Raw genomic sequence first — 26,533 nt, 5'->3', positions numbered from 1 at the left:
GATTGTCTTAAACGGCAAAAAATTAGGCCGGAATAGCAGAGGTTTTGTGTCGTTTTGCGAGACGGTTCTCAAACTCAGAACCAGCCACTGTCTTTGATGGCCTCAAAGCCGAAGCGCAGCCGCACCTCATCTCCCACCAGTCCGTTTTCCAGGCCGTAGGTCATGCCCCAATCGCTGCGGTTGATGACAGCCTCTGCGCTGATGCCCAGGGTGTAGTCCTCATGACCGATGGGATACTCCGCCGCTTTGTTGAGGGTAACGTTCACGTCGACCGGCCGGGTCTGCCCCAGCAAGGTCAGGTCACCGGTCACTATGCCGGTATTGTCCCCGGTTTTTTCAAAGTCACTCACTACGAAGGTAATGTCCGGGTGTTTGCTGGCGTCCAGAAAATCGGGCTTGCGGAGGTGGTCGTCCCGTTTATCGTGGTTGGTAAAGACACTGCTGGCTTTGAAAACCAGCTTCCCGGAATTCAGTTCTCCGGTTTCTTCGTTGTATTCAAACTGACCTTCAATATCCCGGAACATGCCCATCACCGGGGCGTAGCCGATGTGCATGATTTCAAAGCTCATGGAGAAGTGCTCTTCGTCCACTTCGAACTTCGCCGGCTCTGCATAGACACTCGTAGCCATCGTCAGCAGAATCGAGGTTGCCAGTGCTTCAGGAAATGACAGTTTCATGATTTTGTCTCCTTTGGAAGAGCCAGCGCACGTCCAGAAAAAAGGACCAGGCAAGTAATACCAGAGCGAGCCCGAGTGTTACGCTGGCAAACAGTGCAGGGGTAATGGGAACAACAGCTACCATCAGAGTGACCACCTGCCAGACACAGATGGTCTTCCGTCGGAAGCTGTCTGGCAGCGGGTTATTCAGCCAGGGCAACGGCCAACCGGCCAATATGAACAGATAGCGCATCAGACCCAGGGCAAGTACCCAGCTACCGGCTTTCTCCAGAGCCAGTGTGGCAACGCACAGCCCGAGGATAAAGAGCGCGTCCAGCTCCATATCGAAACGGGCACCGAAGGCGCTATGGCTTCCTGTTGCCCGGGCGATTTTTCCGTCGACACCGTCCAACAACAGGGCGATCAGGCTGATAACCGCATAACTCCAGAGCGCGGGTGAAGTTGCTGAAGATGAGTGGTCGCCGAGGAACGGAGCCCAGCCAACCAGCGCCAGCACCAGAACCGAGCGCAGCAGCGTGGCGCGGTTGGCCCAGCCGAAGTCGGCCCTCCACCGCCAGTGCCGGAGGATAAGGACACTTTGCCCGAGATAGAACGCAAAGGTGATTAGCCAGAAGCCGGTTGGCAGACCAAAGGCTTTGGCCAGAAAAAACGAAACGCCAGCCAGGCCCAGCATTCCCAGGATCAGATCACTGATGGGGCTGAAACTTCCTTTCATTGAGGTGCTGGTGGAATCCATACGCCATTGCGTCCGTATAGCCTGTGAGTGGCGTTCGCAAGCTCCCATTCTATGACTATAGTTTGGAGAGACTGCTTTTGCGTACGCGGCCATTCATAAAATGGACTATTCATGGACGTTGAGAACAACACTGCCTTTTGGATTACCGGGTATCAGGAGGCCAGGTTAGGGCCAGTGCCCGAGCCGACATTTCCCGCTTCTGAAACACCGTATGTGATCGTTCGTTCCCGCTATTCCGGCATCAGCCGGGGGACGGAATCCCTCGTCTACAACAACCAGGTTCCTGAAAACGAATATCAGCGAATGCGGGCACCGTTTCAGGAAGGTGACTTTCCGTTCCCGGTGAAATACGGCTATGCCAGTGTAGGAGAGGTTGTGGACGGGCCGGAAGCCCTGCTGGGGCAGAACGTATTTTGCCTCCACCCTCACCAGCAGCGATACGCGGTGCCCGCATCCGCAGTTCTGCCTTTGCCAGCCCAGGTTCCAGCTGAGAGAGCAGTGCTGGCAGCCAATATGGAGACCGCCATCAACGGCGTCTGGGACGGGCAGCCTGCCATTGGTGACAGAGTCGCGGTGATCGGCCTGGGCGTAGTGGGCTTGTTGGTGGCCTGGCTGGTCAATCGCATTCCCGGCGTGGAATTGATTGCGGTTGATACCAATGAAGGGCGAAGATCGGTGGCTCAAGCACTTGGCGTACCGTTCACAACCGAGCCGGACATCCAGGACTGTGACCTGGTTTTTCATGCCTCAGGGCACCCCTCGGGATTGGCCAAAGCCTTGGCGCTGGCGGGGTCGGATGCCCGTGTGGTTGAATTGAGCTGGTATGGCGACACGCCTGTGTCCGTGCCGCTGGGCCACGCGTTTCACCCGAACCGGCTGACTCTGAAATCAAGCCAGGTGGGGCAGCTATCGCCGGAGCGGAGGCCGCGCTGGAACCATCGCCGCCGCCTGAAGCTGGCGCTTTCCCTGCTGTCAGAGCCGGTTCTGGATGCGCTGATCAGTGGAGAGTCGAGCTTTGACCAGCTTCCGCAAGTCGCCAGAGATATCCTGATGCCGGGCGCCGATGCGCTTTGCCACCGAATCGTTTACTAACCAGGGAGAGACCATGTTCAGCCTGACCGTTCGTGATCACATGATGATCGCCCACAGCTTTAACGGTGAGATTTTCGGGCCTGCCCAGGGCGTTCACGGGGCAACCTATGTGGTAGATGTTACTTTCGAGCGCCACGTACTCGACAACAACGACCTGATTGTCGACATCGGGCAGGCTTCGGTGTTGCTCAAGGACGTGTTGTCGGAATTCAACATGAAGAACCTGGATGATATTCCCCAGTTTGCGGGACGAAACACCACCACGGAGTTCATGGCCAAGGTGGTGTTCGACCGCATGGCGGCGGCCATTCACGTCGGGCGCCTGGGCGAGGATGGCAAGGGCGTGGTCAGCCTGAAAGTGACCCTCAGCGAGTCGCATACCGCGTGGGCCAGCTACCATGCCGGCATCTGAACTCTGGTTCGTGGTGCCGGGAGACCCTGGCCAGAACACCGGCGGTTACCGTTATGTTCGGCGCCTGGTTTCGGCGTTGGCCAAGGCGGGCATTCCGGTACAGTTAACCGGCCTGGAAGGGACGTTTCCCCAACCGGATGACATTGCCCGGCAGTCGCTGGATCGGTTCCTTGCGGGCTTGCCAGACGGAACCCGGGTCGTGCTGGATGGCCTGGCCATGGGCGGCCTGCCTGAGGTTTTACAGCGACACCAGAGGCGCCTGAACCTGATGGCGCTGGTGCATCACCCGCTGGCGGATGAGAACGGCCTGAGCGAGCAGGAGCAGGCCTGGTTCAAGCACTCGGAAACGACGGCATTGGCCTGTGTTGGCGCCGTATTCACCACCAGCTATTACACCGCGGAACGGCTGCTGGCATTCGGAGTGACGCCGGCGCGAGTGACCACCGCCTTGCCCGCCGTCGACGACGCTTTTTTTCAGCAAGCGCCCCTGATTAACCGGCGTGATGCCACCAGGGCGATTCATCTGTTGTGTGTGGGTCATCTGTCACCCCGAAAAGCGCAGCATCAGCTGATTCAGGCGCTTGCTCAACTCACGCAACTGAACTGGCGCCTGACACTGGTTGGCAGTGCGGAGCGAGCCACGGATTATGCCTCGGGTGTTCGTGCCCTGGTCCGAGAATCCGGTCTGGAAAGCCGTGTTGAGTTTGCTGGCGAGTTGGAAGAAGCAGATGTGCTGACGGCTTATCAGCAAGCCGATCTGTTTGTGTTTCCCTCGCTTTACGAAGGCTATGGCATGGTCATCGATGAAGCTCTCGCAGCCGGGCTGCCCGTGTTGAGTTCCAACGGCGGCGCGCTGGTTTCGACTGGCGCCAAACCAGGCGTTGCGTTGTATGAAGCGGGCAATGTAGCGGCTCTGGCCACCAAATTGACCCGGCTGCTTGCCGAACCGGACGCCCTTGAGACACTGGTCGCGGGCGCCATGCAGGCCCGGTGCGAGATCCGTCGCTGGTCTGAAACCGCGCAAGATTTCCTTTCCGGCCTGGAAAAGGGCAGGCCGCGTAACCCGGTTCAATTTGCCGCGGATTGGCTGGAAGCAAGGGAGCCCGCCGATCACCAGGCCCGTGATGCGGGGCTGACGGCCCGGCTCGCCGAATGGCTTACCGAACGATATGACTGCCGGGCGTCAGGTAGTGAACCGGGCGCGCCTCTTCACTTTGTGGATCTGGGCACCGGGCGAGGCTCCAATCCCGTCTACCTTTGCCCGAGACTACCGGTACCCCAGCGTTGGACGCTGGTTGAGCCGGACCAAACCCTGGCCGGGATCGCCCTTCAGCGGGTTGAAAAACTGGATGCACCGGCTGTGCTGGAAACAATGGTCTTGACGAAAGATAACCTCAGTACGGCGTTGCCCGAAAACGCGGACCTGGTGACGTCTTCGGCCTTGATCGACCTGGTTTCCGAACCCTGGTTGAGCGCCTTGTCTGCAGCGGTGGCCAAACGTCAGGCGGCATTGTTGGTCGTCATCACTTACAGCGGATTATTTGCTCTGGAACCTGCTCATCCCTTCGATGACGAACTGCGCGCTCTGGTCAATGCTCATCAACACCGGGAGAAGGGCAGCGGTGCCGCGCTCGGCCCGGACGCCACGCCCTGTTTGAGTCGTTTAATGTCCGGCAAGGGCTACGAAATCCAGACGGCAGATAGCCCTTGGGTATTGACGGGTGAACAGGCAAACCTCGCCGCCATGTTGCTTGAGGGCTGGGCTGAGGCGGCCACGGAACAGCAGCCGGAACAGGCGAACGCCATCCAAACCTGGCTTGAAACCCGTCGGCAACAACTGGATGCCGACGCCCTCGCCATCACCGTGAGCCATACGGACCTGCTGGCATGGCCGAAGCAGGTTTGAACCCGGAGAGGCCGGTTCCCGGCTTTGGCCGAGGAGTCTTTCGCTGGTGTGTCACCCTGCTGCTCCTGGGAACGGTCCTGGTTTTTGTTGATATCGATAAGCTCGCCCAGAGGCTGGTGATGGTTCCGCCGACCATCATCCTTGCGGTATTGGTGGTCTCGCTGATTCAGGTCGCACTGTCGGCCTGGCGCTGGCGGTATACCGCGAACCGGCTCGGTGTAGCCATGGGTTTTGGCTTTGCCTTTCGGGAGTATTACCTGGCCGGGTTCCTGAATCAGGTGCTTCCCGGGGGCGTGATGGGGGACGTAAATCGAGCCTGGCGCCACAGCCGTTCGGCGAAGGGTTTGCAGCAACTGGCGATTGTCCATGCGGTTGTGCTGGAGCGCCTGTCAGGCCAGTTGGTGCTGGTACCGGTTGTACTGATTGCGGTGTCCGGGCTTTGGTGGACCGGGCAGTTAAATAGCCAGTTCGGTGACGCAGGCGTATCCCTGAACCTGGGCTATTGGCTGATTCTGCCCGCGTTGGCCGTACTCGGGGTTTTGCTGGTCTCTATGACGGGGTTCGGGGCCCGGTTCAGGCGTTATGTCCGACGATTACGCGGGGATGTGCGTCGGGCTTTTCTGGGTTGGAGGAATGCCCTGGTGCAGGTTGGTACCTCGGTTCTGGTTTTCCTGACCTATATGGCGGTGTTCATGTTGATGGCCACTGGCATGGGCTTGTTTGTCGACGGCACACCTTGGCTGTTGGTCGTGGCCCTGTGCCCGCTACTGTTACTGGCCATGGTGGTCCCGTTAACGGTGTCTGGTTGGGGCGTCAGAGAGGGCGTAGCGGCTATTCTGTGGCCGTTGGCGGGGCTGCCGGCAGAGCAGGGCGTGGCGCTGAGTGTTGGTTATGGTGCGGCGGTGTTTCTGGTGAGTTTGCCGGGCGCCCTGGCGTTGCTTGTCCGCCGGTAATCAGGGTTTGGCGGTGTCGAATGCCAGATCAAAAAGCATATCGCTGCCAAGATTCACCAACTGGGCTTTTGGGCGAAGCGCCTCATCCAGCTGGTCAATCTCCGGCAGGGAGAACGCTGGCCGGCCGCTGCCGATGATCATGGGGGCAACCATCACGTGTAAGCGGTCCAGTAATCCCGCCTTCAGGAAGGACGAGACGGTAACGCCTCCGCCCTCGATAAAAATCTTGCGAAGTCCAAAATCCTGTAACACCTGCAGGATACGTTCGGGAGAAGCAGGGGCTTCGTTTTCTGCGGAGCCCAGGCAAGGCACTGTTGTAACCCCGGTCGGATCCAGCGTTTTCGGGCCTGGCTGATAATCGCCGGCAATCAGATGCAGCGTAGGCGCATCGCCGTCGGTGAACAGGTGGTGGCTGGCAGGCACCCGCTGCCGGCGGTCGATCACGACGCGCACCGGGTTGCGGCCAGAGGTTCGGCGCACGGTCAGGCGCGGATTGTCGGTGCTGGCCGTTCCAGCGCCGACCACCACGGCGTCACACAGGGCGCGGATTCGGTGCAGGTGGGTAATGCCGTCGTCACCATTGATAAACCGGGAGCAGCCGGTGACCGTGGCGATCCGTCCATCCAGGCTCTGGCCAAGTTGGCCGATCACCCGGCTGTTAGTGGTGACGGGCTGGCACAGGGGCAGGAACAACGACAACAGGTTTCTCGCCTGTTCGGATGCCGGCTGAACGAGTTCCCAGCTTTTGCCGTTGATCTTCACCGCGGGTTGATCAGAACCGGGCACGGGCAGGGTGATATTGCTCCGGTTGATCGCGCTGAGTACCAGATCCCAGGCGTTATCGGTGTCCAGTGCGTCATTTGCCATGTGGTACCTGCTCGTTCGTTGTTCGTTTCAGTATAGGCAGATTGTGTCCAAAGCTATATGTACGATACATTTCCGGTTTGATTCACTTTTTCGGCCAACTTTTCAGGGGCACGGAGCCATGCGGTACCTGCAATCTTTTAACCGTCGTCTGCGTCGTATTCGGGAGCAGGGCCAGTTGTCCCTGGGGGATGTGGCCGAAATGTGTGGCGTGGACGAGGCCCGTGTCCGCAGCTGGGAGGCGACGGACGCACGCCAGAGAGGGTACCCCGGGGTTAGTGAATTGTTGGATTTTTGCCTGAAAACCGAAACACCGCTGGAACGTCTGCTGGATATGGACGATGACGGTGAGGATGGGCAACTGGAACTGCCGGGGCTGGCGTTCAGCAACAGTGATGATCTGTCAGTGGCGCTGAAAGAGCTTGAGCAGGAGATCAATCGAATCCAGCTCAGTGATGACGAAATCGAGCTGCTGCGCCGGTTCCGCAAGGCAAGTGCAGATAACCGGCGCATGGTGTTGCAGCTATTGGGGCGCTAAAGGGCCCAGGTCGCCTCTATTTTCCCTTCTTGTAGATGTTCTCGTAAACGAAGTTGGTGGCCTCCACGAAACCGTCAATGCTGCCGCAGTCAAAACGCTGACCTTTAAACTGGTAGGCCAGCACGCAACCATTCTTCGCCTGCTCCAGCAGGGCATCGGTAATCTGAACCTCACCATTCTTACCCGGCGGCGTACGCTCGATAATGTCGAAAATGTCCGGGGTCAGAATGTAGCGGCCGATAATCGCCAGGTTGCTGGGCGCGTCTTCCGGTGCTGGTTTCTCCACCATGTCGGTAATACGGTAAAGGCCATCCTTCATGGATTCACCCGCAATCACACCGTACTTGTGGGTTTCGTCTTCCGGTACTTCTTCGATGGCCACAATGGAACAGCGGAACTGGTTATACAGTTTGACCATCTGGGTCAGAACGCCGTCACCATCTTCCGGGCCCACGCAGAAGTCATCCGCGAGCACAACCGCGAACGGGTTGTCGCCCACCAGGTTGCGGCCAGTCAGGATGGCGTGGCCCAGTCCCTTCATTTCATTCTGACGGGTGAAGGCAAAAGAATTGTTGTTGATCAGATCCCGGATAGAGGTAAGCAGGCCTTCCTTGCCGGTACCGGCAATCTGGTGCTCGAGCTCGTAACTGATATCAAAATGATCTTCGATGGCGCGTTTGCCGCGGCCGGTGACAAAGCCGAATTCATGAATGCCGGCATCTGCGGCTTCCTCCACCCCGTACTGCACCAGTGGCTTGTTAACGATCGGCAGAATTTCCTTGGGCATGGCCTTGGTGGCCGGAAGGAAACGGGTGCCGTATCCGGCAACCGGGAAGAGGCACTTTTTGATCATGATTGTTCGTCCTTAATCAGGTGGTTTACCGCTTTGTTTACCCACAAAGCGTGCCAAGTGTAACCAAGTTGTATGCTGAGTTGGAGGGTTTCATTTCCGAGTGTTGATTTCTGGTAATTCTGTCGACTGGTTCCGATCTGTCCGGGGTGACTGAAATGCCTAGAAAATTGTTTCACTCCCGCTTTTAACTACATGATTTTACGTAACATTAAATTTGTAAATTTATGATGATAATGGTGGCCTGAGAGCGGCCTATCTTTTAAAGTTGCACCGAATTAATGGGTTTACATGAAATTGACATTGCTTCGGGTTTTCCAGAGTGCCGCCATTGATCTTCAAACTGCCTGTTCGTCACTTCTCATTGTCTGCACTGTTTTTGTGCGCGACAGCGAGCTGGTGTCTGCCAGCCTACGGTTCAGAGACGGCGCTCGATGGTGATACCCCGGAAACCAGCCGGCAGGCGTTGCTTCCCGAGAACAGTCTGAAGCTGACCCGTGAACACTGGCTGCGCTCCAAGATGAAGTTTTCCGGGCGCACCAACCGGGACACCGATCATCGGGATGGGGCGCTGAACGTGGGCCTGAATGGTCTTTTCTGGGCGAATCATCGTGCCGGCGTCCGCTACAGTGACGCCAAGACCTATCGGGTGGGCAACGAGCGCCGAGTACTCGGCTTCAGTTATGGCCTTCCGGTAGGGCGTAACCATCTGGATATTGAACTCCGGAATACCGCATATGAAGAGGTGTCCAGGGCAGACGGTTCCCGTTTTCAGAAAGAAGGGCGCACCCGGGATCTGATTATCACCGGCAGGCGGGCCCTGTTCTCTACGTTCGGCTATCAGTTCCTCGGCCGTGCCGGATACTCTTCCGTAAACCAGTACTGGACCCGAAGAACGGATGAAGTGCATCGTTCCAGTTACCAGTTATCGACCCTGGGGTTCGAGGCTAACGGACATCACAATCTGTACGGTGGTTTCGACCTGAGCAGCGGAATTCGTGCGGTCACGGGTATTGAGGCCGAGATAGAGCGTGCAACCGATTCGGAACAGGGACGGCGTGAAGAGCAGTTTGGGCGCATGGTTCTCAGTGCATCGCTTGACCGAGAGTTACTGGCCTGGCAATGGGGGCTGGACGGGGAATACCAGTTGGCGTCTGCCGATATTCCGGGTTCTCAGCACCTGAGGGTCGCCGGGTCAGGGCTGGTGGCGGGTTTCAACGGCCAGTCACTTAGCGTAGCCGAAGGTGGGTGGCTGCGCCTGGGTAGCCGTAGCCCGGAATTCGACGTTCCGTTCTTTCCCCGGTTTTCGTCGAGTGTTCGTCTTTCTGTCCTGCGCGGCTGGATTCCTGATGAATCATTCCAGCAGCATCAGGCAGGACATGTTACTTCGGGAGAGGTTTCATGGGGGCTATCTGCGCGGCAATTCAGCGCCGATGTCAGCCTGGGGCGGGTGCTGAACACAACCACAGATGCCATAACCGTACCTGATCAACCGGATGTCCGCTTTACCATGAGCTTGCAGATCTGAAGCTGCTCTGTCTCACGTCGTTTCATTTGATTTCGATTCGCTTACGAACTTGTCACTTGTAGCAGCCCTCGGGCGCGGTGCTACATTGAATGGACAAACCGTGAACCGAGGAAGGAAACGATGCACGCAGGGAAAGTAGGTCTGGTGGTTCTGGGATTGTTCTTGTTTGTTCCCCTTTATGCCCAGGCGTTCCAGTTTCAGGATGTTGTGGAAAAAGCGAAATCGAAGGCGAGTGCGGCGTACGAGCCGGTCCCTGGAATTCCCGACTTCATGGCAGGCCTGAGCTACGACGAATACCAGTCTATCCGCTTTGATCCTTCAAAAAGCCTCTGGCGAGAAGGGAATTCCCGTTTCCAGGTAATGCTCATTCCCGCTGGTAAATTTTACACCCGTCCAGTAAGCATCCACGTAGTGGACAGCGAGGGCGTCCATCCACTGTCGTTCGATAAGAGTCTGTTCAATGTCGACGACGAGGCGCTCAGAAAACGGGTGCCGGCCGATCTCGGGTACGCCGGGCTCAAGTTGACGTTCCCTTTTGATGGTCCCGACGTAGCCAATCAGTTCCTGGTGTTCGCGGGCGCAAGCTATTTTCGCGGCGTCAGTAAGGAAACCTCTTTCGGGCTGTCTGCGCGGGGTATCGCTGTAGACACGGGTTTGCCGACCGGTGAGGAGTTTCCTGATTTCACGGAGTTCTGGTTGGAGCGCCCCGCTCCTGACAGCGATCATGTTCGTGTCTACGCATTGTTGGATGGCCCAAGCCTGACCGGGGCCTATGAGTTCACGGTCTACCCCGGGGAGCAGACCCGGGTAGATGTGAAAGCCCGCCTGTTTATGCGGGAAGACATCGAGTTGCTGGGGCTCGCACCACTCACTTCGATGTTCTATTACGGGGAACATACTCCCAGGCCGCTTGGTGAGTGGCGCCCCCAGGTGCACGATTCAGACGGATTGTTAATCCATGATGATGCTACCGGCGAATGGCTATGGCGCCCCCTGATGAACCCGGATCGACTTGCCGCAAGTTTCCATAGTGTCCGTCGTGTTGGCGGCTTTGGTCTGATTCAGCGTGATCGGGAGTTTCGTCACTACGAAGATCTGGAGGCCCGATATGAGCGCAGGCCCAGCGCCTGGGTGAGCGCCGAGGGGGACTGGGGGAAAGGAAATGTGGTTCTGGTGGAGATTCCTACCGACGACGAAACCAATGACAACATAGTCGCTTTCTGGAGTCCGGGAGGTGAAGTGTCCGCAGGCACGTCACGGGATCTGAACTACTCGATTCAGTTCGGCGGTCCCGGCGTGGCGCCACATCCCGGCGGCAAGGTGGTAAACACCTTCGTCGGCGCAGGGGATCGTATAGGCGGCGGTGATCAGGCCGGTGCCTATCGGATTCTGGTGGATTTTGCCGGCGGTCCCTTGTCGGATCTCAACGCGGAGTCTCCCGTAGTCAGCAAAGTGACCGGGGGCGAGGGTGTTGAGGTGCTTGAACACTTTGTGGAGTGGGTAGCGCCAGAGAATCATTGGCGATTGTCGATCCTGGCCAAGCCCGCGCAGGATCAAATACTTCAGCTGCGGGGTTTTCTGATGGTGGATGATGAGGTCGCCACGGAGACGTGGAGCTACTCTTTGCCGCCGGGGACAGGCCTGCGGGCAGAACCCTGATCCTGGAGGATCGTATGGACGCGCAAACCTCTTACCAGTTGCTGGGAAAGCTGTTGGTGTACCTTGAATTGAGTGGCGCCAGTAACGACCGTAAAACGTTCAATGGCGCACTGGCCTTACTCGCGGACGGCGTTGCCGGAAACGAACACAGCGTTCGGTTTGAGGACCTTTTGGCCCGCATTCCTGACTACTTTGAGTTGGATGAGCCAAGTCTTCCGCCGGTAGCACCGCCGATTCGCCGCAGCAGTATCGGGTATTTCACCGATGACTGAGTCAGCGACTGTGTCCCGCCCCTGGCACCTGCAGGCGACGATCCGACGCCTGGTGCTGACTGCGTTTGTGGCTGGCCAGACGGGGCTGGCATCCTGGTTTCTGCTCCAGGTGCTGCCTTATCACGGCGGCAACGTGGTGGAGTGGCTGATTGTTGCTGTTTTCGCGGTACTTTACCTTTGGATTGCCTTTGGCTTCTGGATCGCGGTATACGGCTTCTTGCTGCGCTTGCTGGGCGGAGATCGGGCATCGTTACTGAAGCGCCATACGCCGAATGAGCTGGCGGCAACGCCGCTGTCAAAAACCGCGATTGTCATGCCTTTGTATCACGAGCCGGTAAGCTGGACGCTGAAGGGGCTGAAAGCCATTTACCTCGATCTGGCGCGATCAGGCCGCCTGGATGATTTTGATTTTTATATTCTCTCAGACAGTCAGGATCCTGATGTCTGGCTGCAAGAACAGCAGGTCTGGTTGAAACTGGTGGAAGAGCTCGGCGCTCACGGTCGGCTCTTCTATCGCCGGCGTCGGGTTAATCTCAACTACAAAAGCGGCAACGTGGCTGATTTCTTGAGGCGTTGGGGAAGTCAGTATCAGTATATGGTCGTTCTGGACGCCGATAGCCTCCTCGCAGGTGACACTATTCGGACCATGGTGCAGGTGATGAACCGGGAGCCCCAGGTTGGGATCCTTCAGACTGCTCCTACCATTATTAACGCTCGCTCCGCGTTTGCTCGTATCCAACAGTTTGCCAATCGGCTTTACTCGCCGCTTTTCGCCACGGGCCTGGCTGCCATCCAGATGGGGGATGCTGCATTCTGGGGCCACAACGCTGTGATACGCGTTGCTCCATTTATGGCGCATTGTGGATTGCCAAAGCTCAAAGGCGCTGGTATCTGGCAAGGGCCAATCATGAGCCATGATTTCGTAGAAGCGGCGTTTCTGGGTAGAGCAGGGTATGAAGTCTGGCTGGAACCGGCTTTGGGGGCCAGTTATGAAGAATCTCCGCCCACGCTTGATGACGAACTTGCCCGAGATCAGCGCTGGTCGAAAGGAAACCTGCAGCACGCAGCGCTGATGCTATTCTCGCCTCGATTGCGCCTGGCACATCGTTTTGCCTTTTTGAATGGCATCATGGCGTACGCATCGTCACCGTTATGGTTGTTGTTCCTGGTACTGACAACGATTGCTGCTGTGCAACTGACCATCGCGCCTATCGATTATTTTCCGGACGGGCGTGAGAGCCCCTTTCCTTTATGGCCAGAATGGCGGCCGACATGGGCCATCACCCTGGTCGTCAGCACCATGGCGCTGTTGTTTTTGCCGAAGTTTCTGGCCATTGTTGACGTCGTCGTCCATCGGGCTCTGAGTGGATTTGGCGGCTTTTTCAGGTTGTTGTCCAGCGTGTTGCTCGAAATCGTCGTCTCAGTGTTGCTTGCCCCCATCCGAATGCTTGCCCACAGTCATTCCGTCGTTTCGGCCCTGTTAAACGTTCGGCTGAGTTGGGCTGGCCAGAATCGTACCGAGGAGACCGGTTGGCGGGAGGCTGCTGTGCGACATCTGCCCGGACTTATCATCGGTAGTGCCTGGTCGGCCTTTGCCTGGACCCTGGACCCGATGTTCTTTTTATGGTCATTACCCGTGTCTGTCCCTCTGGCACTGGCAGCGCCAACAACGGTTTGGCTGAGCCGGTCAAGCAGCGGTGAGTCCCTGAGTTGCAGGGGCTTATTGTTAACACCTGAGGAGCGAACCCGTATGCCGTTGCTTGATGATGCAAGGGGCTTTCGAGAGGAAGCAGAGAGTGAGGTTGCTCTCACGCCGGTTGAGCAGGCGGTACTGATCCCTGCGGTCAATCGGCTGCACCGCCACCTTGCCGGGCGTGGCGCCAAGGGCCTGAAGAAAGAAGTCATTGAGGGTGAGCTGGACGTCTGTGTCAGCCGAGGCTACCGGGGAATCGACAAGGGCCGGCTTTCGCTTTTGCTGGAAGACCCGCAGGCACTGACAGCCCTGCATCGGCGAGCCTGGAGTGCGCCCCCGAACACATTCTGGGGGCGACGTGTTCGCAATCTCGTACTGCACGCGCAAGGTTTGCAGGATCTGTAAACAATCATACTTAAGCCTAACTCACAATTGTTGACAATCAGAGAATGCAGGCGTAGTTTCACGCTAAATAACTTCTGGATTGTTAACAAAACATGATTCAGGCACAGTTGCAAACCCAAACCCGCGCCGATGAGGCCTTTGATTGTCTGCAAACGGCGATTGTGAAGGGCGATCTGGCGCCGGGCGAAAAAATCGGCGAAGTCGAGCTCTGTTCCCGCTTTAACCTTACCCGAGGCCCGCTGCGCGAAGCGTTGGGTCGCCTTGAATCCCGTGGATTACTGGTCAGGCGCCCTCACGCCGGTGTGAAGGTGGTGTCCGTTAGTGCCGCAGAGCTTCTTGAGTTGTACCGAATTCGCGAAGTCATGGAGGGGCTGGCAGCCCGTCAGGCGGCCGAACGCATGCCCGATGAAGAAATCCGTGATCTCCTGGCCACGCTCGATAGTCACGAAAAAATGATTGAGGAAGCTCAGGGCCAGGCCTACTACCAGGCCGAGGGTGACTACGACTTCCACCACCGGATTGCCACCGGCAGTCGCAATACCAAACTGGCCCAGATGCTTCTGGGTGATCTTTACTACATGGTGCGGATGTACCGTTACCGGTTAAGCACCTCGGCCGGGCGCCCCCATCTGGCGCTGGGTGAACACCGCCGTATCGTCGAGGCCATTGCCCAGCGCGATGGCGAACTCGCCGAATTCCTGATGAAACGACACATTAATGCAGCACGCCAGAACATCGAGAAGAAAATCGAAGAAGGCGTTCTCACCATCTGATAAGAGAGGAAAAACCCATGGCTAACAAACTCTCCCCGGGCGCCCGTTTTCGTAAAGCCCTGAAAGAAAACCAGCCACTGCAGATTGTTGGTACCATCAACGCCTACGCGGCCATGATGGCCGAGCGGGTAGGGCACCAGGCCATTTATCTGTCTGGTGGTGGTGTAGCGAACGCCTCCTATGGTTTGCCGGACCTGGGCATGACCACCATGAATGACGTGGTGGAAGACGTGCGCCGGATTACCGCCGCGGTTGATGTTCCGCTGCTGGTCGATATCGATACTGGCTGGGGTGGGGCGTTTAACATTGCCCGTACCATTCGGGAGATGGAGCGTGCCGGCGCCGCTGCCGTGCACATTGAAGACCAGGTCGCCCAGAAGCGCTGCGGCCACCGCCCGAACAAGGAAATCGTTTCCAAAGAGGAAATGGTAGACCGCATTAAAGCCGCAGCTGACGCTCGTGAAGACAAAGACTTCTTCATCATGGCCCGTACCGATGCGTTCCAGAAAGAAGGTCTGGACGCGGCCATCGATCGTGCCAAGGCCTGTATCGAAGCCGGTGCCAATGGCATTTTTGCGGAAGCCGTGCACGAACTGAGTGATTACAAAGCCTTTGCCGAGGCGATCGACGCACCGATTCTGGCCAACATCACCGAATTTGGCGCCACGCCGCTGTACAACCGGAAAGAACTGGCGGATGCCGGCGCGGCGATGGTGCTGTACCCGCTGAGCGCCTTCCGCGCCATGAACAAGGCAGCGTTGACGGTATACCAGAATATTCTGGAAAAAGGTGACCAGAAAGACGTTGTTGACCTGATGCAGACCCGTATGGAGCTGTACGATTTCCTCAACTACCACGATTTCGAGCAGAAGCTGGACCAGCTGTTCGCTCAGAAAAAAGACTGATTGCGTTAAACTGAACAAAATATAAACAGAAAATCTGGGAGACCAACATGGCTGAAGCAAAGAAACTCGGTGGCGCTGGCCTGCGTGGCCAGGTAGCTGGTGAAACCGCCCTGTGCACCGTTGGCAAAACCGGTACCGGCCTGACCTACCGCGGATACGATATTACCGATCTGGCGGATAACGCCCAGTTCGAAGAAGTGGCTTACCTTCTGCTGCGAGGCAAACTGCCGAACCAGGCCGAGCTGGATGCCTACAAAACCAAGCTCAAGAGCCTGCGTAACCTGCCGGAAGCGCTGAAGCTGGTGCTGGAGCAGATCCCCAAGGACGCGCATCCGATGGATGTGATGCGTACCGGTTGCTCCATGCTCGGTAACCTGGAAACCGAACAGGATTTCAGCGAGCAGGACGACAAGATCGACCGCATGCTGGCGGTGTTCCCGGCCATCATCACCTACTGGTACCGCTTTGCCCACGAAGGCATTCGCATCGATACCGCCAATACCGAATGCGATTCCATTGGTGGCGTGTTCCTGGAGCTCCTGCATGGCAAGAAGCCCAGCGAGCTGCATGAGCGGGTGATGAACGTCTCCCTGATTCTGTACGCGGAGCACGAGTTCAACGCCTCCACCTTCACGGCACGTGTATGCGCCTCCACGTTGTCTGACATCCACAGCTGCGTGACCGGTGCTATCGGCTCCCTGCGCGGCCCGCTGCACGGCGGCGCCAACGAAGCGGCGATGGAACTGATTCAGAAGTTCAAGACCCCGGAAGAGGCCGAAGCCGGCCTGATGGGCATGCTGGAACGCAAAGAAAAAATCATGGGCTTCGGACACGCCATCTACAGCGAATCCGACCCGCGCAATGCCATTATCAAAAAGTGGTCTGAAAAGCTGGCCAAGGAAGTGGGCGATACCGTGCTGTACCCGGTTTCCGTTCGCTGTGAAGAAGTCATGTGGCGCGAGAAGAAGCTGTTCTGTAACGCCGACTTCTTCCACGCCTCGGCCTATCACTTCATGGGCATTCCGACCGAGTTGTTCACGCCCATCTTCGTGATGTCCCGGGTATCCGGCTGGACCGCCCACGTGAAAGAGCAACGCGCCAACAACCGAATTATCCGCCCGAGCGCTGAGTACACAGGCCCTGAACATCAGGACTGGTTGCCCATCGACAAGCGGAGCTGAGAGAGACTATGAATACCCAATACCGTAAAGCCCTGCCGGGCACGGAACTGAAATACTACGATACCCGCCAGGCGGTAGAAGACATCCAGCCGGGCGCCTATGCCAAGCTGCCTTATACCTCCAAGATTCTGGCGGAGCAGCTGGTGCGCCGTTGCGATGCGGAGTCCCTGACGGATTCCCTCAAGCAGCTGATTGAGCGTCGCCGCGACCTGGATTTCCCCTGGTACCCGGCGCGGGTGGTTTGCCATGACATCCTGGGCCAGACCGCCCTGGTGGACCTGGCCGGCCTGCGTGATGCCATCGCCGAGAAGGGCGGTGATCCCTCCAAGGTCAACCCGGTGGTTCAGACCCAGCTGATTGTTGACCATTCCCTGGCCGTTGAAGCCCCGGGTTTTGACCCGGATGCCTTCGAGAAGAACCGCGCCATCGAAGACCGCCGTAACGAAGATCGTTTTCACTTCATCAACTGGACCCGCACCGCATTCAAGAATGTGGACGTGATTCCGGCCGGTAACGGCATCATGCACCAGATCAATCTGGAGAAGATGTCGCCGGTGATTCAGAATCGCCCGGACGAAGACGGTCACCCGATTGCCTTCCCGGATACCTGTGTGGGCACCGACAGCCATACGCCGCACATTGATGCGTTGGGTGTTATCGCCGTTGGCGTTGGTGGTCTGGAAGCGGAAACTGTGATGCTGGGCCGCCCGTCCATGATGCGTCTGCCCGATATCGTGGGTGTGAAGCTGACTGGCAAGCGCCAGCCCGGCATTACCGCCACCGATATTGTTCTGGCGATTACCGAGTTCCTGCGTAAGGAGCGTGTCGTCGGCGCCTACCTGGAATTCTTCGGCGAAGGTGCGTCCAGTCTGACTATTGGCGACCGCGCCACCATTTCCAACATGACGCCGGAATACGGCGCTACGGCCGCGATGTTCTACATCGACGAGCAGACCGTCGACTACCTGAAGCTGACCGGCCGTGAGCCAGAGCAGGTAGACCTGGTTGAGAAGTACGCCAAAGAAACCGGCCTGTGGGCCAGCGAGATGACCGGGGCTCAGTACGAGCGCGTGCTGGAGTTTGATCTGTCTACCGTGGTCCGTAACGTGGCCGGCCCGTCCAACCCGCACCGCCGTGTCGCCACGTCCGATCTGCACGATCGCGGCATTGCCGTGAATCTGGATAAGGCACTGGAAGAAGAGAAGAAGGGCCTGATGCCGGATGGCGCGGTCATCATCGCTGCCATTACCTCCTGCACCAACACCTCCAACCCCCGCAACGTGGTGGCGGCTGGCCTGCTGGCCAAGAAAGCCAACGAGCTGGGGCTGGTTCGCAAACCCTGGGTAAAATCTTCCTTTGCACCGGGATCCAAAGTGGCCCGCCTGTACCTGGAAGAAGCCGGTTTGTTACCAGAACTGGAGAAACTGGGTTTCGGTATCGTGGCCTATGCCTGCACCACCTGTAACGGCATGTCTGGCGCCCTGGACCCGAAAATTCAGCAGGAGATCATTGATCGGGATCTGTATTCCACCGCGGTTCTCTCCGGTAACCGGAACTTCGATGGCCGGATTCATCCGTACGCGAAACAGGCCTTCCTGGCGTCACCTCCGCTGGTTGTCGCCTACGCCATCGCCGGTACCGTTCGGTTCGATATTGAACAGGACGCCCTGGGCTACGACAAGGATGGCAACCCGGTCACGCTGAAAGACCTGTGGCCGTCTGATGAAGAAATCGACCGCATTGTCGGCGAATACGTGAAGCCGGAGCAGTTCAAGCAGGTGTACATCCCGATGTTCAACCTGGATGAAGCCGAGCAGGCCAAGAGCCCGTTGTACGAGTGGCGCCCGCAGTCCACCTACATCCGTCGGCCGCCATACTGGGAAGGCACCATGGCCGCCGAGCGCGCGCTCAAGGGTATGCGCCCGCTGGCGATCCTGCCGGACAACATCACCACAGACCACCTGTCGCCATCCAACGCCATCATGATGGACTCGGCTGCCGGTGAGTACCTGCACAAGATGGGCCTGCCGGAGGAAGACTTCAACTCCTACGCCACCCACCGTGGTGACCACCTGACTGCCCAGCGAGCGACCCTGGCCAACCCGAAACTGTTCAACGAAATGGTCCGGGACGAAAACGGGGAAGTGGTACAGGGTTCCCTGGCCCGTGTGGAGCCGGAAGGCAAGACCATGCGCATGTGGGAAGCCATTGAAACCTACATGGAACGCAAGCAGCCGCTGATCATCATTGCCGGTGCAGACTACGGGCAGGGTTCTTCCCGTGACTGGGCGGCCAAGGGTGTTGCCCTTGCAGGTGTAGAGACCATCGTCGCCGAAGGCTTCGAGCGGATTCACCGCACCAACCTGATCGGTATGGGTGTGATGCCGCTGCAGTTCGAAGAAGGCACCACGCGCCACACGCTTCAGCTGGATGGTACCGAGACCTACGACGTGGAAGGCAAGCCCGCCCCCGGCGCCAAGCTGGAACTGGTCATTCACCGCAAGAGTGGTGAAGTGGACCGGGTGCCGGTGATCTGTCGTCTGGATACCGCGGAAGAAGTCACCGTGTACTCTGCCGGTGGCGTACTGCAGCGCTTTGCCCAGGATTTCCTGGCGTCTGAAAGCGCAGCCTGATCGCCATGGCAAGGTCAGGCGGGAGTTGTTCCTGGCTCCCGCCTGAAACATTCATTCAAGTGAGGCTCGCTCAATGAGTTTTGCTCCCCAAGTTCGTATTCCTGCCACCTACATGCGTGGCGGTACCAGTAAAGGCGTCTTCTTCCGCCTGCAGGATCTGCCCGAAGCCTGCCAGGTACCCGGTGAAGCGCGAGACAAGCTTTTGCTGCGTGTAATTGGTAGCCCCGATCCCTACGAAAAGCAGATCGACGGCCTGGGTAATGCCACCTCCAGCACCAGTAAATCGGTAATCCTGGCAGCGCCCACGCAACCGGACCACGACGTCGATTATCTGTTTGGCCAGGTGTCCATCGATAAACCCTTTGTCGACTGGAGTGGTAACTGCGGCAATCTCACCGCCGCCGTAGGCGCATTCGCCATTAACGGCGGCTTTGTCGCCAAAGAGCGTATTCCCGAAAACGGCATCTGTACCGTTCGTATATGGCAGGCCAACATCCGCAAAACCATCGTGGCCCACGTGCCTATCACCAACGGTGAAGTGCAGGAGACCGGTGATTTTGAACTGGATGGCGTAACCTTCCCGGCGGCGGAAGTGCAGATCGAGTTTATGGACCCGGCCGATGGCGAAGGGGCCATGTTCCCCACGGGTAATCTGGTGGATGAACTGGAAGTGCCGGGTGTCGGCACTCTGAAAGCGACCATGATCAATGCCGGTATCCCGACCATTTTCATCAATGCCGAAGACGTTGGCTACAAGGGCACCGAGCTGCAGAACGATATCAACAGCGACCCCAAGGCGCTGGCCATGTTCGAAACCATTCGCGCCCATGGCGCGGTGAAAATGGGGTTGATCTCGGATATCGCGGAAGCTGCCAGTCGCCAGCACACCCCGAAAGTGGCGTTTGTGGCCAAACCTTCGGATTACGTGTCATCCAGCGGTAAACAGATCAATGCGGCCGATATCGATGTACTGGTTCGGGCGCTGTCCATGGGCAAGCTGCACCACGCCATGATGGGTACGGCTGCGGTGGCTATTGCAACGGCCTCTGCTATTCCCGGTACGCTGGTTAATCTGGCAGCTGGCGGCGGAGACCGTACCCATGTGACTTTCGGGCATCCGTCCGGAACCCTTCGGGTGGGGGCGGAAGCGAAGGAAGTAAATGGTCAGTGGACTGCCACCAAGGCGATCATGAGCCGCAGTGCGCGGATTATCATGGAAGGTTGGGTGAGGGTACCTGGCGACAGCTTCTGATGGCTCCTATAGTTGGGACAGGAGGGCCGTAATATGTCTGCCACTTACGATCTCAACGAACGCCCGGACTACGACGACGTACTGCAACAAATCGCCGACTATGCCCTTGATTACCGCATAGAAAGCGAAGAAGCCTGGGAAACCGCCCGTTATTGCCTGATGGACACCCTGGGCTGCGGTTTGCTGGCGTTGCGTTTTCCGGAATGCACCAAACACCTGGGCCCGCTGGTGGAAGGCACGATCGTTCCCCACGGCGCCCGGGTGCCTGGCACTCCATACCGCCTGGACCCGGTGAAAGCCGCCTGGGACATTGGCTGTATCGTCCGCTGGCTGGATTACAACGATACCTGGCTGGCGGCCGAATGGGGCCACCCCTCCGATAATCTCGGCGCTATTCTTGCAGTTGCCGATCACATCTCTCAGAAGCGCGTTGCCGATGGCCAGGCGCCACTGGCCATGAAGGCCGTTCTTGAGGCCATGATTCTGGCCCATGAAATTCAGGGTGTACTTGCCCTTGAGAACTCGTTTAACCGGGTAGGGTTGGATCATGTTGTGTTGGTGAAGGTGGCGTCGACCGCCGTCAGTGCCAAACTGATGGGCGCCAACCGGGAACAGATGCTCTCGGCGCTGTCTCATGCCTGGGTCGATGGCCAGGCCCTGCGCACCTATCGCCACGCGCCCAACGCCGGTTCCCGTAAATCCTGGGCGGCAGGCGATGCCACCTCCCGGGGTGTTCGCCTGGCAGATATTGCCATGCGAGGGGAGATGGGCATTCCCGGCGTGCTGACGGCGCCACAATGGGGCTTCTACGACGTCCTGTTCAGCAAGACCAATCGAGATCAGGCCCTGAAACCTGAATCATCACGTAGCTTCGCATTACCACAGCCTTTCGGCTCCTACGTGATGGAAAACATCCTGTTCAAGATCTCGTTTCCGGCAGAGTTTCATGCCCAGACCGCCGCCGAGGCAGCGGTATCACTGCACCCGCAAGTGAAGGGCCGACTGGACGACATTGATCGCGTAGAGATCACTACCCACGAGTCGGCTATTCGCATCATTTCCAAACAGGGCAAACTCGCCAATCCCGCAGACCGGGATCACTGCCTGCAGTACATGACGGCGGTGCCACTGATCTTTGGCAACCTGACGGCAGAGCATTACGAAGACAGCTTTCACCAGGCCCATCCAGAAATCGACCGCCTGAGAGAAAAAATGCAGGTCATCGAGGATGAACGATATACCCGCGAATACCTCGAGGCCGATAAACGATCAATCGCCAATGCGATACAGGTTTTCTTCAAGGATGGCTCCAGTACCGACAAGGTTGCGGTGGAATACCCGATAGGGCACCGACGCCGGCGCAAGGAAGGTATGCCGCTGCTGGTGGAGAAATTCCGGGCCAATCTTCAAACACGCTTTCCTGCCCGGCAATGCGACGCCATTATGGACAGTTGTGGGAGTCTGGGGCGGCTTGAGGTGATGCCGGTGCACGAGTTTGTGTCGTATTTGACCTGAGGTGGATTAAAAGCCAGGCACAAGGCCTGGCTTTTAATCGTTGTTACATAACCCCGTTATTACGCCTGCTTTCTGCGCCGCAAACCTAGGCCAAGAAGACCTGTTGCAATCAGGGCCAGAGTGCCTGGCTCAGGTACGGCAACCGGGTCGTCTGCACCAGGGTTAGAAGCGGAATCCGCACCGTCCAGCCAGACGCTCCAGTTTGGCCCCATGTTCACGTCGTTGGCAGGTTGGTCCCAATCTGCGAGCGGGATCGGGTTTTGTCCGTCAAAGTTGAAACCATCGCTCAGTGAATTGCCGGCCGCAAAGTTGTTGTAGGTTGCTACCGTGAATATGTAATTACCGGCTTCGAGGAACGACAGGTTGAAACCTGAGTCATAATAGGTCTGGGTATCAGGGTTGATGGAAGCATCGTCATCATTCTGTGCAATCAGATTACCATCGCCACTCCAAAGGGCGGTGATAGGATCAAAGTTGTCGCCGCTCTGAAAAGAATCTGTCCAGACTCTTACGTTGTTTGTGTCCTGATTCAGCGTGAAATACGTGTAGACAACGTCGTTGTGATATTCGATTTCACCGGTAAAGTTGATAAGGGCTGCCTGGCTCGTCGCACTTGCGGCCAGTAAGCAACTGGCTGCGAGATATTTCATGGCTTTCACTGTCTTTCATCTCCTTGAAAGTATGTATTTTATTGCCCTGTTTTGAGCGCACGGCCATTAGCAATTCATATGCCGTTTTAAAAATAAATCATAAATAACAAAAGGTTGGGGTTTTGGGTGGTGATTCTCAGATTTTCGAGTGTAAAAAAATATGACAAGCAGGTGTTCTTGATTTTATTGAGGCCAGACTAACGCCCCCCCCCTCGGACTTTTTTATGGAAGATCGATGACGTCGAGTCCTGAGGAAGTTGTCAGCTAATTTAACGCCGGTTTCCCGTTGAAACAGATTACTCGCTTGACGATGTCGAATTGTTTTACATGCCCCATCTCGCTTTATCGCTAGCTCTTTGAATATAAAGCAGAAAAGTTTATGGCATAGAAAGTGCTTTTACTGTTCCTGCAAACACCAAGCATGGAGCGATACCAAAATGAACAAATTAGCACTAACACTGGCAACAGGAATGCTGGTCAGTGGCGCAGCAACGATTAATGCAGCACCTATTCTGAATATCAGTGGAGAAGGCCTTGCGTCAGCCCAGGCCGCAGAAACTGCGTTTCTTGGCACCCTGCATGCGGGCTACCTGACCGAGACCTTCGATGCAGGCTATACGGTGGGCGACCAGTCCTTGACAATTAACTCCGTTGCGGGCGTTGGGTCATTCACTATGAATGCTGCCGGTTCTGGTGGTGAGTGTGATAGTGGCAGCTATTCCTGTGCAGCCGGCCTCGCTGTGCTCGATACCGCAAACAGTCCATTCTCTGGTCGTTTCGACGTATCTGCTGACAACTGGTTAGACAGCATGGATGCCCAGGAGATGACGATTTCTCCTGCTGCTGGCTATACGGCAATGGGGTTTTATATGACAGACCCTAATGATGCCGGCGGTCGATTCTCAATTGGTGGTGTTGAATTCAATTTCGCAGATATTTTCGGAGCATCTCTGGGTAGCGGCGAGATCTACTATCTGACGATCTACGATTCTGAGGGGTTGGGTGATGTAACTATCTACGCCAACGATGTAAACGATGGTTATGGCTTGGACAACGTGACAGTTGGCACTGTACCAGAACCCGGTACTCTGGCTTTGTTCGGTCTTGGATTGGTTGGCCTTGGGCTTGCGCGTAGCCGTCGCGCTAAGTAAAGCAAAGGGTTAATGCTCAGTGCGACTTTTTAAGTCGTGCTGAGTACTCTTAGGCAGTTTGTAAGTTTTTGTGTGTAGATGTTTTTACGGTAACAAAATTTTGCAGTAAACTCTGTGTTCACAAGTTGGCAGTAAGCGCACCGGATGCGTCTTGTTTTATTGTGAACATCAAAAGGAGTTGACGTGGCCCACGTCAGGTTGTTCAGACATTATATCCATCTGCCCTTTGTCATTCTCGGCCTTATCGATCTGGCTGTGGTGGCTCTGTCTTTCGCATTAGCCGCATTCTTTCGATATTTCGGTGAAGTAACTTTCTATTTCGACAATATTGTCTTTGTTATTCCTTCGGCCGTTGTGTTCGGCATTCTCAACCTAACGGTCATGATTGCGCTCGGTGTTCATCAGGCCCGTGTAGAAGAGGGAATGTCAGGGATGATGCTGCGCACTATCATGGCCATGACGTTTGCTATTCCTTTACACGGGGTTGCCTACTTTGTTGCCAATGATTGGCTATGGTACCTGGGTAATTTCGGACTATTAACGTCGGCAACCGTATTAGCTATTTTTTCTCTTGGTATTGCCCGGGTTTTTTTCTTTGCGGTGGTTGGAAAAGATCGCTTCAAACGCCGTGTTCTCGTGCTCGGCGCTGGGCGTCGCGCAAAGCAGATGTTCGAGGATTTGACCACGCCGTTTAATCGTAAAGGGTTCAACTTGGATGGATTCATCCCCATGCCGGATGACACGGTGGAGGTGGATGAGCAGTACCTCATCAACCTGCCAACATCACTGCACGACTACGTACTTCGACACCCGGTGAGGGAAATTGTGGTTGCGGTGGATGACCGCCGTCGGGGCCTGCCAATGGAAGACCTTCTGGAATGCAAAATGGAAGGTGTGCACATCATCGACGGTGCCAATTTCTACGAGCGTGAATCCCGCAAAGTTGCCCTGGAGATGATTACTCGTGGTTGGCTGGTGTTCTCTGACGGGTTCACTGTTTCTTCGGTTTATGGGGTTGGTAAGCGGGCGCTCGATATTCTGTCCTCCGGTACACTTTTGCTGGCCACTTTCCCCATCATGATTCTCACCGCCATCGCCATCAAACTGGAAGACGGTCTGAAAGCTCCGGTGATTTACAGCCAGGAACGGGTAGGCCTGAACAACCAGGTGTTCAAGGTGCACAAGTTTCGCTCCATGATTACCGACGCAGAGAAGAACGGCGCGGTTTGGGCCCAGAAGAACGATACCCGGGTGACACGCGTTGGCGAGTTTATCCGTAAGGTTCGGATTGATGAGCTGCCACAGATCTTTAATGTACTGAATGGCACCATGGCCTTTGTTGGCCCGAGGCCGGAACGGCCGGTGTTTGTGGAGCAGCTGTCTGAAAAAATTCCGTTTTATGCAGAAAGGCATCGGGTAAAACCCGGGCTGACCGGTTGGGCCCAATTGTGTTTCGCCTACGCGGACAACGAAGAGGACACCCGGGAAAAGCTGCGCTACGACCTCTACTACATCAAGAATCAGAGTTTACTTCTTGATCTGTTGATTATAATTCAGACAGTAGAAGTGGTATTGTTCAAAAAAGGATCAAGGTAGTTTCGGGAGTCAGCTGTTCCCGGAACATGGAATACAGCACGGACCTCAAAGAGAGGAATAAAGATGTCACGGAAGTATCTCATCCAAGGGCTTATTGTGTCCCTCATGGCGGTAGCTTTGGCAACGGGTTGTGCCGGCCCTTCCGCTTCCTCTTCAGAACAGATCCAGCGCGCTTTGGCCGTTGATAGCCGGGACAGCGTGGACCAGTACATACTGGGCGCAACCGATGTCGTCCGGGTTTCTGTGTGGCGCAACGAGGATCTCAGCATCTCCGTTCCGGTTCGGCCTGACGGCAAGATCTCCGTACCGCTGGTAGGCGACGTGCAGGCCAGTGGCCGCACGCCCGAAGAGTTGGCCAGCTCCATTCGTGCCTCCCTGACCGAGTACATTCGCGAACCACAAGTGAGCGTGGTGGTGACGTCTATGGGCAGCCACGAATTCACAGACCGGGTGCGGGTAACGGGTGCGGTTCGTCAGCCCATTTCAGTGCCTCACCAGAGCGGCATGACGGTTCTGGATATCTTCCTGAATGCCGGTGGTGCGAACGAGTTTGCCGCGCTGAACAACGCCATGCTGTATCGGAAGCTTGAGGGCGAGGTGGTTGCCATTCCCGTAAAACTGGACGACATCCTGAACAAAGGCCGGGTTGAAACCAACTACGGCATGCGGCCGGGTGACATTCTTACCATTCCAGAGCGCAGTTTCTGAGTGGTTGTAGAGCTAAAAGGTCTGAAGGCGGGTTAGGTTATGGCATTACCGTTATCCCAGTTACCGCAGGAGATCATTCGCGAGGTCCGGGGCCGGAAGGGCCTCGCGTTTCTTGCGTTTGTGATTGTCAGTTTTGCTGTGCTTGGAGCAGGCTTTGTATGGCCCTATAAGTATCAGTCTGAGACCATCATCTTCGTAGACGACCGCAACATCATTGCGCCTTTGATGGAAGGGCGCGCCGTGGCCACGGAGATTAACGATCGTACCTCCGCCGCAAAGGAATTGCTGATGAGCCGGAGCTTGATCGAGAAAGTGGCCCTGGACTCTGAAATCTATTCGGATGCGCCCTCTGACCCGGCGGCACTTGAGTACCGGATTGCTAACATTCGCTCGGGTTTGTCGGTCAGGCCCCGGGGCGACAGTTATTTCAGTATTGGCTTCTCGTCCACTTCCCAGATGGAAGCATTTCGCGTTGCCCAGAAACTGGGGCAGGTCTTTATAGAAGAAACCAAAGACCGTAAGCGGGCCGAAAGCCGCAACGCCTACGATTTCATCGACAAACAGGTCAAAAGCTACGAGCAGCA

General features: G+C 56.7%; 23 protein-coding genes and 1 pseudogene. 19 read left to right on the top strand and 5 right to left on the bottom strand.

Annotated elements, in window-relative coordinates; all coding sequences use genetic code 11:
• Window positions 1-74: 74 nt before the first annotated feature.
• Window positions 75-677 (bottom strand): YceI family protein, encoded by a 603-nt coding sequence (locus tag B3Y70_RS06045; RefSeq protein ID WP_199453889.1) that lies wholly within the window; start codon window positions 675-677, stop codon window positions 75-77.
• Entirely contained in the window at window positions 658-1,413 is a 756-nt protein-coding gene (locus tag B3Y70_RS06040; RefSeq protein ID WP_153739982.1) for a CDP-alcohol phosphatidyltransferase family protein, read from the bottom strand. The genes B3Y70_RS06045 and B3Y70_RS06040 overlap by 20 nt, the downstream gene beginning before the upstream one ends.
• 111 nt (window positions 1,414-1,524) lie before the next feature.
• Between B3Y70_RS06040 and B3Y70_RS06035 the strand changes: the two genes are divergently transcribed.
• Genes B3Y70_RS06035 through B3Y70_RS06020 form a run of 4 tightly spaced genes read left to right on the top strand, consistent with a single transcriptional unit; the run spans window position 1,525 to window position 5,776 of the window.
• Window positions 1,525-2,505 carry a zinc-dependent alcohol dehydrogenase gene (locus tag B3Y70_RS06035; RefSeq protein WP_206769659.1) on the top strand — a complete coding sequence of 327 codons (981 nt, stop codon included), beginning with the start codon at window positions 1,525-1,527 and terminating at the stop codon, window positions 2,503-2,505.
• Between the two features lie 13 nt (window positions 2,506-2,518).
• The gene (locus tag B3Y70_RS06030) at window positions 2,519-2,917 is read left to right on the top strand and encodes a 6-pyruvoyl trahydropterin synthase family protein (protein ID WP_286893259.1); all 399 of its coding nucleotides are present in this window, start codon (window positions 2,519-2,521) and stop codon (window positions 2,915-2,917) included.
• Entirely contained in the window at window positions 2,904-4,823 is a 1,920-nt protein-coding gene (locus tag B3Y70_RS06025; protein ID WP_286893260.1) for a glycosyltransferase family 4 protein, read from the top strand. The genes B3Y70_RS06030 and B3Y70_RS06025 overlap by 14 nt, the downstream gene beginning before the upstream one ends.
• Window positions 4,805-5,776, top strand: coding sequence for a lysylphosphatidylglycerol synthase transmembrane domain-containing protein (locus B3Y70_RS06020; RefSeq protein ID WP_286893261.1), 972 nt, complete (start codon window positions 4,805-4,807; stop codon window positions 5,774-5,776). Before B3Y70_RS06025 ends, B3Y70_RS06020 begins: the two co-directional genes overlap by 19 nt.
• Here the strand turns inward: B3Y70_RS06020 and B3Y70_RS06015 are convergent, their stop codons facing one another.
• Complete coding sequence (locus B3Y70_RS06015; RefSeq protein ID WP_011785157.1) at window positions 5,777-6,643, bottom strand: RibD family protein; 867 nt, start codon at window positions 6,641-6,643, stop codon at window positions 5,777-5,779. It abuts the gene before it with no gap.
• 118 nt (window positions 6,644-6,761) lie between these two features.
• Here B3Y70_RS06015 and B3Y70_RS06010 point away from each other — a divergent pair, with 118 nt between their 5' ends.
• Window positions 6,762-7,178, top strand: coding sequence for a helix-turn-helix domain-containing protein (locus B3Y70_RS06010; protein WP_023010035.1), 417 nt, complete (start codon window positions 6,762-6,764; stop codon window positions 7,176-7,178).
• A gap of 16 nt (window positions 7,179-7,194) precedes the next feature.
• On the opposite strand, the gene galU is transcribed toward B3Y70_RS06010, so the two are convergent.
• The gene (gene galU / locus B3Y70_RS06005) at window positions 7,195-8,031 is read right to left on the bottom strand and encodes a UTP--glucose-1-phosphate uridylyltransferase GalU (RefSeq protein ID WP_011785155.1); all 837 of its coding nucleotides are present in this window, start codon (window positions 8,029-8,031) and stop codon (window positions 7,195-7,197) included.
• A 319-nt stretch (window positions 8,032-8,350) separates the two neighbouring features.
• Between galU and B3Y70_RS06000 the strand changes: the two genes are divergently transcribed.
• From B3Y70_RS06000 to prpD, 10 genes are all read left to right on the top strand, one after another.
• The gene (locus tag B3Y70_RS06000) at window positions 8,351-9,556 is read left to right on the top strand and encodes a ShlB/FhaC/HecB family hemolysin secretion/activation protein (protein WP_286893268.1); all 1,206 of its coding nucleotides are present in this window, start codon (window positions 8,351-8,353) and stop codon (window positions 9,554-9,556) included.
• Window positions 9,557-9,676: 120 nt separating this feature from the next.
• Complete coding sequence (locus B3Y70_RS05995) at window positions 9,677-11,215, top strand: glucan biosynthesis protein G (protein ID WP_286893270.1); 1,539 nt, start codon at window positions 9,677-9,679, stop codon at window positions 11,213-11,215.
• Window positions 11,216-11,229: 14 nt separating this feature from the next.
• Window positions 11,230-11,487, top strand: coding sequence for a hypothetical protein (locus B3Y70_RS05990; RefSeq protein ID WP_022991112.1), 258 nt, complete (start codon window positions 11,230-11,232; stop codon window positions 11,485-11,487).
• Window positions 11,480-13,585 (top strand): glucans biosynthesis glucosyltransferase MdoH, encoded by a 2,106-nt coding sequence (gene mdoH / locus B3Y70_RS05985; RefSeq protein WP_286893272.1) that lies wholly within the window; start codon window positions 11,480-11,482, stop codon window positions 13,583-13,585. Before B3Y70_RS05990 ends, mdoH begins: the two co-directional genes overlap by 8 nt.
• 92 nt (window positions 13,586-13,677) lie before the next feature.
• Window positions 13,678-14,358 (top strand): GntR family transcriptional regulator, encoded by a 681-nt coding sequence (locus tag B3Y70_RS05980; protein WP_022991114.1) that lies wholly within the window; start codon window positions 13,678-13,680, stop codon window positions 14,356-14,358.
• Between the two features lie 17 nt (window positions 14,359-14,375).
• On the top strand, window positions 14,376-15,263 hold the full coding sequence (prpB, locus tag B3Y70_RS05975; protein ID WP_288589402.1) for a methylisocitrate lyase: 888 nt from the start codon (window positions 14,376-14,378) through the stop codon (window positions 15,261-15,263).
• Window positions 15,264-15,310: 47 nt separating this feature from the next.
• Window positions 15,311-16,444, top strand: coding sequence for a bifunctional 2-methylcitrate synthase/citrate synthase (gene prpC, locus B3Y70_RS05970; protein ID WP_014421292.1), 1,134 nt, complete (start codon window positions 15,311-15,313; stop codon window positions 16,442-16,444).
• A gap of 8 nt (window positions 16,445-16,452) precedes the next feature.
• Window positions 16,453-19,077, top strand: coding sequence for a Fe/S-dependent 2-methylisocitrate dehydratase AcnD (gene acnD / locus B3Y70_RS05965; protein ID WP_023010043.1), 2,625 nt, complete (start codon window positions 16,453-16,455; stop codon window positions 19,075-19,077).
• Between the two features lie 73 nt (window positions 19,078-19,150).
• The gene (gene prpF / locus B3Y70_RS05960) at window positions 19,151-20,329 is read left to right on the top strand and encodes a 2-methylaconitate cis-trans isomerase PrpF (protein WP_286893283.1); all 1,179 of its coding nucleotides are present in this window, start codon (window positions 19,151-19,153) and stop codon (window positions 20,327-20,329) included.
• A gap of 33 nt (window positions 20,330-20,362) precedes the next feature.
• Window positions 20,363-21,844: a 2-methylcitrate dehydratase gene (prpD, locus tag B3Y70_RS05955; RefSeq protein ID WP_288589400.1), complete on the top strand. Its 1,482-nt coding sequence runs from the start codon at window positions 20,363-20,365 to the stop codon at window positions 21,842-21,844.
• Window positions 21,845-21,903: 59 nt separating this feature from the next.
• On the opposite strand, the gene B3Y70_RS05950 is transcribed toward prpD, so the two are convergent.
• Entirely contained in the window at window positions 21,904-22,494 is a 591-nt protein-coding gene (locus tag B3Y70_RS05950; RefSeq protein WP_286893287.1) for a DVUA0089 family protein, read from the bottom strand.
• A 437-nt stretch (window positions 22,495-22,931) separates the two neighbouring features.
• Here B3Y70_RS05950 and B3Y70_RS05945 point away from each other — a divergent pair, with 437 nt between their 5' ends.
• From B3Y70_RS05945 to B3Y70_RS05930, 4 genes and pseudogenes are all read left to right on the top strand, one after another.
• Window positions 22,932-23,645 carry a PEP-CTERM sorting domain-containing protein gene (locus B3Y70_RS05945; RefSeq protein WP_288589399.1) on the top strand — a complete coding sequence of 238 codons (714 nt, stop codon included), beginning with the start codon at window positions 22,932-22,934 and terminating at the stop codon, window positions 23,643-23,645.
• Window positions 23,646-23,828: 183 nt separating this feature from the next.
• On the top strand, window positions 23,829-25,241 hold the full coding sequence (locus B3Y70_RS05940) for a TIGR03013 family XrtA/PEP-CTERM system glycosyltransferase (protein ID WP_286896737.1): 1,413 nt from the start codon (window positions 23,829-23,831) through the stop codon (window positions 25,239-25,241).
• Between the two features lie 105 nt (window positions 25,242-25,346).
• On the top strand, window positions 25,347-25,949 hold the full coding sequence (locus B3Y70_RS05935) for an XrtA/PEP-CTERM system exopolysaccharide export protein (RefSeq protein ID WP_286896740.1): 603 nt from the start codon (window positions 25,347-25,349) through the stop codon (window positions 25,947-25,949).
• A 39-nt stretch (window positions 25,950-25,988) separates the two neighbouring features.
• A pseudogene (locus tag B3Y70_RS05930) lies at window positions 25,989-26,533 on the top strand (lipopolysaccharide biosynthesis protein); the annotation flags it as partial.

Origin of the sequence: Marinobacter sp. UBA5687 (assembly GCF_002420325.1) — a bacterium.
GTDB classification, from domain to species: domain Bacteria; phylum Pseudomonadota; class Gammaproteobacteria; order Pseudomonadales; family Oleiphilaceae; genus Marinobacter; species Marinobacter nauticus.
This window is presented reverse-complemented; position numbering and strand designations above follow the sequence as displayed.

What these genes read in the sequence shown, in the direction of transcription:
- B3Y70_RS06025 (WP_286893260.1), top strand. Translation starts at nt 2,904, where the DNA reads ATGCCGGCATCTGAACTCTGGTTCGTGGTGCCGGGAGACCCTGGCCAG.
- B3Y70_RS06015 (WP_011785157.1), bottom strand. Translation starts at nt 6,643, where the DNA reads ATGGCAAATGACGCACTGGACACCGATAACGCCTGGGATCTGGTACTC.
- B3Y70_RS05980 (WP_022991114.1), top strand. Translation starts at nt 13,678, where the DNA reads ATGATTCAGGCACAGTTGCAAACCCAAACCCGCGCCGATGAGGCCTTT.
- prpB (WP_288589402.1), top strand. Translation starts at nt 14,376, where the DNA reads ATGGCTAACAAACTCTCCCCGGGCGCCCGTTTTCGTAAAGCCCTGAAA.
- B3Y70_RS06035 (WP_206769659.1), top strand. Translation starts at nt 1,525, where the DNA reads ATGGACGTTGAGAACAACACTGCCTTTTGGATTACCGGGTATCAGGAG.
- B3Y70_RS06010 (WP_023010035.1), top strand. Translation starts at nt 6,762, where the DNA reads ATGCGGTACCTGCAATCTTTTAACCGTCGTCTGCGTCGTATTCGGGAG.
- B3Y70_RS06030 (WP_286893259.1), top strand. Translation starts at nt 2,519, where the DNA reads ATGTTCAGCCTGACCGTTCGTGATCACATGATGATCGCCCACAGCTTT.
- B3Y70_RS05935 (WP_286896740.1), top strand. Translation starts at nt 25,347, where the DNA reads ATGGCGGTAGCTTTGGCAACGGGTTGTGCCGGCCCTTCCGCTTCCTCT.
- prpC (WP_014421292.1), top strand. Translation starts at nt 15,311, where the DNA reads ATGGCTGAAGCAAAGAAACTCGGTGGCGCTGGCCTGCGTGGCCAGGTA.
- prpD (WP_288589400.1), top strand. Translation starts at nt 20,363, where the DNA reads ATGTCTGCCACTTACGATCTCAACGAACGCCCGGACTACGACGACGTA.
- B3Y70_RS05945 (WP_288589399.1), top strand. Translation starts at nt 22,932, where the DNA reads ATGAACAAATTAGCACTAACACTGGCAACAGGAATGCTGGTCAGTGGC.
- B3Y70_RS06045 (WP_199453889.1), bottom strand. Translation starts at nt 677, where the DNA reads ATGAAACTGTCATTTCCTGAAGCACTGGCAACCTCGATTCTGCTGACG.
- mdoH (WP_286893272.1), top strand. Translation starts at nt 11,480, where the DNA reads ATGACTGAGTCAGCGACTGTGTCCCGCCCCTGGCACCTGCAGGCGACG.
- galU (WP_011785155.1), bottom strand. Translation starts at nt 8,031, where the DNA reads ATGATCAAAAAGTGCCTCTTCCCGGTTGCCGGATACGGCACCCGTTTC.
- B3Y70_RS06020 (WP_286893261.1), top strand. Translation starts at nt 4,805, where the DNA reads ATGGCCGAAGCAGGTTTGAACCCGGAGAGGCCGGTTCCCGGCTTTGGC.
- B3Y70_RS05990 (WP_022991112.1), top strand. Translation starts at nt 11,230, where the DNA reads ATGGACGCGCAAACCTCTTACCAGTTGCTGGGAAAGCTGTTGGTGTAC.
- prpF (WP_286893283.1), top strand. Translation starts at nt 19,151, where the DNA reads ATGAGTTTTGCTCCCCAAGTTCGTATTCCTGCCACCTACATGCGTGGC.
- acnD (WP_023010043.1), top strand. Translation starts at nt 16,453, where the DNA reads ATGAATACCCAATACCGTAAAGCCCTGCCGGGCACGGAACTGAAATAC.
- B3Y70_RS06040 (WP_153739982.1), bottom strand. Translation starts at nt 1,413, where the DNA reads ATGGATTCCACCAGCACCTCAATGAAAGGAAGTTTCAGCCCCATCAGT.
- B3Y70_RS05995 (WP_286893270.1), top strand. Translation starts at nt 9,677, where the DNA reads ATGCACGCAGGGAAAGTAGGTCTGGTGGTTCTGGGATTGTTCTTGTTT.
- B3Y70_RS05950 (WP_286893287.1), bottom strand. Translation starts at nt 22,494, where the DNA reads ATGAAATATCTCGCAGCCAGTTGCTTACTGGCCGCAAGTGCGACGAGC.